Annotated in this window: 5 protein-coding genes; 3 read left to right on the forward strand and 2 right to left on the reverse strand. The window is 59.0% G+C overall.

What is annotated here, in order from left to right:
* The first annotated feature begins 159 nt into the window (after positions 1-159).
* The 3 genes from PMI29_RS24660 to PMI29_RS24650 all read left to right on the forward strand — a co-directional run bounded on the left by PMI29_RS24660 (position 160) and on the right by PMI29_RS24650 (position 3,578).
* The gene (locus tag PMI29_RS24660; protein ID WP_007994685.1) at positions 160-1,362 is read left to right on the forward strand and encodes an NAD(P)/FAD-dependent oxidoreductase; all 1,203 of its coding nucleotides are present in this window, start codon (positions 160-162) and stop codon (positions 1,360-1,362) included.
* 140 nt (positions 1,363-1,502) lie between these two features.
* Positions 1,503-2,459: an MBL fold metallo-hydrolase gene (locus tag PMI29_RS24655; protein ID WP_007994687.1), complete on the forward strand. Its 957-nt coding sequence runs from the start codon at positions 1,503-1,505 to the stop codon at positions 2,457-2,459.
* A 288-nt stretch (positions 2,460-2,747) separates the two neighbouring features.
* A complete protein-coding gene (locus PMI29_RS24650) occupies positions 2,748-3,578 on the forward strand; it encodes an alpha/beta fold hydrolase (protein ID WP_007994690.1) in 831 nt (276 codons plus the stop codon).
* Between the two features lie 185 nt (positions 3,579-3,763).
* On the opposite strand, the gene PMI29_RS24645 is transcribed toward PMI29_RS24650, so the two are convergent.
* Positions 3,764-5,302, reverse strand: a complete 1,539-nt coding sequence (locus PMI29_RS24645) for a DUF1254 domain-containing protein (RefSeq protein WP_007994692.1) — start codon at positions 5,300-5,302, stop codon at positions 3,764-3,766.
* A 22-nt stretch (positions 5,303-5,324) separates the two neighbouring features.
* Positions 5,325-6,839 carry a DUF1254 domain-containing protein gene (locus tag PMI29_RS24640; protein ID WP_007994694.1) on the reverse strand — a complete coding sequence of 505 codons (1,515 nt, stop codon included), beginning with the start codon at positions 6,837-6,839 and terminating at the stop codon, positions 5,325-5,327.
* Positions 6,840-7,031: the final 192 nt, after the last annotated feature.

Raw genomic sequence — 7,031 nt, forward strand, 5'->3', positions numbered from 1 at the left:
TAGAAGTGCGCCGGAAAGAATCCGGAAATAACATAAATCCACAGCGGGCGACCTCCTGAACTCAACATAGATGCCTTAACTTTCGACGCCTGTGTATCGCTCCACCAAACTTGAAGAACAACTTCAAGAACATTGAAAACCTTTTTTGAGGAACAACTGATGAAACAGCATATTCTGGTTATTGGTGCGGGGTTCGGTGGTGTATGGAGTGCATTGAGCGCCGCCCGCCTACTGGACAAGCACAGTCGTAGCGACGTGGAAATCACACTGCTGGCGCCCCAGGCGCAATTGCGCATACGTCCCCGTTTCTATGAAAGCGACGTACACAAAATGTTCGCTCCCCTGGACGGGTTGTTCGACTCGGTAGGTGTGCGTTTCATCAAAGGCACCGCCGAGCACATTGATGAACTGGCAAGGACCGTTGGCTACCGCGATGAGGCTGGCCGTTGGTGCACGTTGACCTACGACCGTCTGGTACTGGCGGCTGGCAGCCAATTATCCCGCCCGGCAGTGCCAGGTCTCGGCTCCCATGCCTTTGATGTTGATCAGATCGAATCGGCGGTGCGTCTGGAGAGCCACCTGAAATCCCTTAAAAACCGCCCCGTCAGCATTGCCCGCAACACTGTAGTCGTTGCAGGTGGAGGTTTTACCGGCATCGAGACCGGCACCGAGATGCCGGCACGCCTGCGGTCAATACTCGGTGACGATCAGGACATCCGCGTGATCATCGTCGACCGGGGTACTCGGATCGCAGCTGCCATGGGGGATGAAATTCGCCCGTCGATCGTCGAGGCCTCTGAACACCTGGGTATCGAATGGGTGCTCGACACCAGTGTGGCTGCGGTAGATGCCAACGGCGCTACCCTCGCCGATGGTCGTCGCATTGAAAGCCATACCGTGATCTGGACTGTCGGCTTTCGCGCGAGCCCGCTCACCGGACAGATGTCCAGCGTTCGTGATGCTCAGGGACGCTTGCACGTCGATGAGAACCTGAAGGTGCTTGGCCAGGAGCATGTCTACGCGGCTGGAGACGTCGCCTATGCCGCCACCGACGACCTCGGCAACTTCGCAGCAATGTCCTGCCAGCATGCGATCTCTCTAGGCCGTCACGCCGGGAACAACGTCGCTGCGGACCTGCTGGGTGTTGCGCCCACCCCCTACCGCCAGCCCAAGTACGTGACCTGCCTCGATCTGGGTGCCTGGGGCGCGGTATTTACCGAAGGCTGGGATCGCCAGCTCAAGCTGGTGAAAGAACCGGCCAAAGAGCTCAAGACGCAGATCAACACCCTGTGGATCTACCCGCCTGCAGCTGATCGGGCCACCGCCCTGGCAGCAGCAGACCCGATGATTCCGGTGGCCTGAAGACCCTGCCTGAACGTGTCGCTCGTGCCAGCACCGCGAGCTCCGCCGGGCATCGCTGTACCCCTCGAGGAAATCCGTCGCTCTCGCGCCGAGAGCGGCTTTCGCCTGAAGTTCTTGACCCAAGCAATAGGAGAACGACCATGACACAGCATCTGAACTACCTCACCCAAAAGGATGGAACGCATCAGAAAAGCAACAGTCAGCTGGAGTCGAACATGAGCTCCGAGGAGCTGGTTCCTTCACGCTATGCGCTGCGGATCGGCGAGATTGACGTGCTGGTGGTCAGCGATGGGGTGCTGCCTCTGCCGACCGAGACGATGTCCACCAATGCCGACCCAGCCGCCCGCGCGGCCTGGTTCAAGGACATGTTCCTGGGACCGGACGCGTTTGATTGGGCGCTGAACGTACTGGTGGTGCGCAGTGGCGACAAGCTCATCCTCGTCGACGCTGGACTGGGCGGGCAATTCCCTGGATTTCCGCGGGCCGGGCAGTTCCCCAAACGACTGAAGGCCGCCGGTATCGATCTTGCGTCCGTGACCGACGTGGTGATCACCCACATGCACATGGACCATATTGGCGGGCTGCTTGTCGATGAAGTGAAGAGCCAACTGCGTCCGGATCTTCGTATCCACGTTTCAGCCACCGAGGTCGCTTTCTGGGAGTCGCCCGATTTCTCCCTCACCGCCATGCCGTCGCCGGTGCCGGACGTGCTGCGGGCAACGGCCCATCAGTTCATTAACGAATACCGCAGCAAGGTGCGCACGTTCGAGGATGAGTACGAGGTGGCACCAGGCGTGGTCGTCAAGCTCACCGGCGGCCACACCCCAGGGCACAGCGTGGTCTACGTGACGTCCGGTGGTGAGCGGTTGACCTTCGCAGGCGACGCCCTGTTCCCGGTCGCCTTCGAACACCCCGACTGGCATAACGGCTTTGAACATGACCCTGAAGAATCGATTCGCGTCCGTGTCCGCCTTATGCAAGAGGCGGCGGCGAGCGGTGAGCTGTTCGTGGCTACTCCCCTGCCGTTCCCCTCCGTTGGCCGGGTGGCGGTGGACGGTGACGCTTTTCGCTGGGTAGCGGCCTTCTGGGACTACTGATCGCTTGTTGGGTTTGCGCCTGCGTCCAAGCCAAGTCAGCCCGCTCACACGGGGGGTGTAGAGGATGGGTGGAGGCGTGAATCTCCCTGAGCAACAAAACAGATCGAGAGACCGCCAATGAAAGACTCCAATCAGGAAATAGATCTCCAGCGTCGGGCCATACTGACAAGTTCAGCAGTAGTGGCCGCCAGCTTGCTGGTTCCGCTTTCCAGTTTTTCCGGGTTGACGCAGGCCGCTAACAAGCCCTCTACAACCCAACACAAACCAGATCACAAGGAGATGCACACCATGAACTCCATTACGACCAAAGACGGCACCCGGATTTACTTCAAGGATTGGGGTCCGAAAGACGCGACGCCCATCGTGTTTCACCACGGCTGGCCATTGAGCGCGGACGACTGGGACAACCAGATGATGTTTTTCTTGCTCAAAGGCTATCGGGTGATCGCGCACGACCGCCGCGGTCACGGGCGCTCGACCCAAACGTGGATGGGCAACGATATGGACACCTATACCGCTGACGTCATCGAGCTGACCGATGCGCTCGACCTTAAAGGTGCGATCCATGTCGGCCATTCGACCGGAGGGGGTGAAGTAGCGCGCTACGCCGCTCGAGCCAAACCGGGACGCGTTGCCAAGGCCGTACTTATCAGCGCGGTTCCCCCAATCATGGTCAAGTCACAGAAGAACCCCGGCGGTTTACCTCTGGAAGTGTTCGACGGATTCCGTTCGGCTCTGGCCGCCAGCCGCGCACAGTTTTACTTGGACGTGCCATCGGGGCCGTTCTACGGTTTCAATCGACCCGGGGCCAAGGTTTCGCAAGGCGTAATCGACAACTGGTGGCGTCAAGGCATGATGGGCGGTGCAAAAGCTCATTACGACTGCATCAAAGCGTTTTCCGAGACCGACTTCACCGAAGATCTGAAGACGATTCAGGTGCCAACACTGGTCATGCACGGAGAGGATGATCAGATTGTGCCGATTGCCGACTCTGCGCCGCTCTCGGCCAAACTATTGAAGCATTCCACGCTCAAGACGTACCCAGGCTTTCCTCACGGTATGCCGACTACCAACGCGGATCAGATCAACGCCGATTTGTTGGCGTTCATTCGCGGTTGAGCACTAACGCCGTGACGGCGGTCTGATCGCCGTCGCGGTGTCTGATCCTGGATCAACGATCATTTCAATCTAGCTGACAGGCAGATACCGGCCAAAAGCTGCCGGTCAACGGTCTCTGCTTAAAGCCTCCCTCGTTGGTGATCTCATCCGCATTATGTTTACCTCCCGACATCGGCAGGCCAACGTCACTTCACCTTCTCGATGTCACCGGGCTTCCAGCTCTTATCGATGGCGGGTTCCTTCGGGCCGTAGAGTCGGATGATGGCGAAATAACCTTTGCCTGGCACAGTGGCGAGCCAGTTGGCTTTCTTGCCTTCGGGTACTTTTGGTCCGAGGTAGAGGTCGGTGCTGCCGTCGGCGTTCTGCACCGGCTTGTCACGCGAACCGAGCGAGGGGAACGGCTGGCCGTTGTCGAGACCGGAAGCATTTGCGGCATCGTAAAGCGTCACCGACCAGAACAAGGCGGCAGGAATGTTGGCCGGCAGGCTCAGGTGATAGCTGGTGTCACCCGACAAGGGCGTGCCCCCGCTGTCGGTGAAACTGATCATATATTTGGCACCCTTGCCTGGGGTTTGGGACATCATTCCCGGGCTTATCGAGTAGTAGTTGGTGAACATCCAGATTCGGGCATCGAGGGCCAGGTACGGATATGCTCCGGCGACATTTTCCCAACTGTCATTCTTCGACCCGCCCGGATTCGCGGGAGTGCCGTCGGCGAAAGGATTAAGCCACTGGCGGTCTGGATAGACTCTATACGAGAGACCATTCGCCTTGTCTGAAAAGCCAATGACACGGCTCATTTCGTAGCCGGTCCTGGCGGACCGATCGAGGATCTCGCGTGTTCGCGCATCAGGATTGAACGGTTGCCCCTTGACGATGCCGATCGCCGCCAGCATGCCGAGCCAATCGGGACCGGCGAGGTTGGCGCCTTCACTGTCCACAAGCAGCTTGAGTTGATCGAAGGCATTGCCGTCGCTGCTCGGCAGCATGTTGACCGGGACGCCGGAGGCATCGGGGTATGTCATCGGTTTCGCCCCGGCCGCGCCGTTCAGTGGATATATCTTTGTCTGTTCAAGATGCGTAACCGCCGGCGTCAGATTCTTCGGGTCTTTATAGAACCCGCGCAGAAAGACAAAGACATTGTTTGTGGCAGAGCGGTACACGTAATAGCCCTCCGGCACTTCGCCCTTGTAACCGGGTGGCAAGAGGAGAAACTTGCCGCCCTTTCCCTCATCCGGTCCAAACAAACCAACGTCACCGAAGAACTTGCCACCATCGACCGGGATGGGACGCTGCCAGACATCCAGCAGGATGCCTTGCAACTCAGGCGGCGCTTCCATCACCAGCGGTCCATCCCTTCCCAAGTCGATGTAGCTCATCGCGTAGAGGACATCGGAGTTGGGGGTCGTCACCAGGGTCTTGGCGTCAAGTCTGCGCTTCCAGATCGGCAAGACGTTGTAGCCGGCGCCGAATGTCTTTTCCGAGCCCACCTGCATGCCGAGGGTGTTGATCAAAGGCAGCGCCCAGAGATACGTCTGCGTCGCCCGTTGAAAAAGCAGTTCGTCGCGTAGTATCTGCGCGGCCTCCTTCGTGGGTCGGCCTTGCGTGAACGGCAGGTCGGCGAGTTTATTGAAGCTGGCTTCCTGAGCGGAGGCCTGCGTTGCCAATTCGCTCATTACTAACGCGCTCACGAGCGCAGCGGCGATCAAGTTCTTTGGATTCATGGTTGCGTCCTCTGCCGTTTGATCACTTCACCGTCGCGATGACCGGTGGCTGCCACGTGCCGTCGAGTATGGCTTTGTCGGCCCAATAGGCACGGATGTAGAGCGAGAATGGGCCGCTGGGGGCCGGCAGCCAATTACTTTCCTTGTCCTTGCCGGGCGTCCTGGCGCCGGCATAGAGCGTCAGCGACCCGTCCGTGTTGTATTTGAGATTCTTGTTCTTCGTGCCCAGCGAATTGCGCTTTAGCGCGTTGGGATGAAACAGGTGGACGTCGTTGTATAGCGTGAGCGACCAGAAGCCCTTGACCGGTGGCAGCTGGCCCTTGCCAAAGGTGACGGCATAGGTGTTGTTTCCGTTGAGTTGCTTGCCCTGGCTATCGTTGTCCGTGTAGATATATTTCGTCTCTTCCGGGCGGTTGTCGTACATGTTCGACTTGGCGGTGGCGGTCCGGTTGAGGTAGTCGGTTCCCCATTGGGCATCGTTCACGGGCGAATTCCAACCATTGCCGGCGGCACGACCGTTGTTGCTCCACCGCAGGAACGGCGAAATCATCTCGTGCTCAGCCCCGACAGCGGTTGCCTTGAGCGTCTGCATGATTTTCGGGTCCTTGGCGGCTGCATCCAGCACACTGCCGATCCAGTTATAGAGGGCTTCCTCGCCTGGCAGCGGCGGCACGCTTTTCATCACCGCAGGTAGTTCGTCGAAGAAGGTTTCCGGGTTCACCCACGAGGCCTCCCCTTTGCCGGTGGCCTTCGGCGTGGGGAAATGCGGTAGCTTGCTCCAGTCCTTGGACTTCATCTTGCCGTCGAACTCCGACAACGGGTAGTAGACGATCTGGCTGATCACCGGCTGGACGGCTTTTTGGTCCTCAGCGCTGTCATCGATGAAGATACGCGGAACGACAAAGGCCAGCGACGTGGAGGAGCGCACCACTGCCGTAATGCCGGCTGGAGTTTCGCCCTTCCAGTTTGGGCCGACCATCATGTAGAAGCCGGGTTTGGTGTCGTAGGCCTTACCGATCTCGGAAAATTCGTCGGTGCGCGCGTCATAGTGAGCGTAGACCCAGAAACGATCACCAAAATCCGGGACCTGGAAGACGATGGGCTCTTTGTCCAGCGTCATGAAGCCGGCGCCGTACGCGACATCCTGGTTGGGGCAAGCGATGAAGGTTTGGTCCGGGCTGACGTACCCGGTCAACATTGCGTTCCGGTTGAATGCGATCGGTATCACGCCACCCAGTAAGCCGGGTTCGGGGGCCTTCGAAAAAGCGTTGCCGCGGTTGGCCATGTTGACCAGCGGCCAGCCCCACAGGTAGGCCATGCGCCCCACCGATTGCACATAGGCCGTGGTCATGGCGGTGCCGCTCGCCGGGCCGGGAACTTCGCTGGCGGTTGTAGGGATCGCCACCTGCTGCGCCTGAGCGTTACCCGCCAGCATCAGGAAGGCTGCCCCGACGCCCAGTAAAACGGTTAAGGATCGACGATCAGTTTCCTTGACCCGATAATATCCTCGGCTGGCAGCGCAAGAATCAGTCGACATGTTTAACCTCCAAACTCCGTGAATACGTGAATGGATGCCGAAAAACATGCGGAAAAGAAGGGGTCAAACTTTGTGGCGACTGGCCCCCTGCGACAGCACCGCGGCGGCACGCCGATTGATTGTAGCAGCCCGGAATCAGACATCTTGGGCTATTCGGCCAGCGCTCAACGGGTGCAGCCGCTAACGTTCGCC

This window comes from Pseudomonas sp. GM49 (assembly GCF_000282355.1).
GTDB lineage: Bacteria > Pseudomonadota > Gammaproteobacteria > Pseudomonadales > Pseudomonadaceae > Aquipseudomonas.

Coding starts and splice junctions, on each gene's coding strand:
- PMI29_RS24660 (WP_007994685.1), top strand. CDS start 160: ATGAAACAGCATATTCTGGTTATTGGTGCGGGGTTCGGTGGTGTATGG.
- PMI29_RS24655 (WP_007994687.1), top strand. CDS start 1,503: ATGACACAGCATCTGAACTACCTCACCCAAAAGGATGGAACGCATCAG.
- PMI29_RS24650 (WP_007994690.1), top strand. CDS start 2,748: ATGAACTCCATTACGACCAAAGACGGCACCCGGATTTACTTCAAGGAT.
- PMI29_RS24645 (WP_007994692.1), bottom strand. CDS start 5,302: ATGAATCCAAAGAACTTGATCGCCGCTGCGCTCGTGAGCGCGTTAGTA.
- PMI29_RS24640 (WP_007994694.1), bottom strand. CDS start 6,839: ATGTCGACTGATTCTTGCGCTGCCAGCCGAGGATATTATCGGGTCAAG.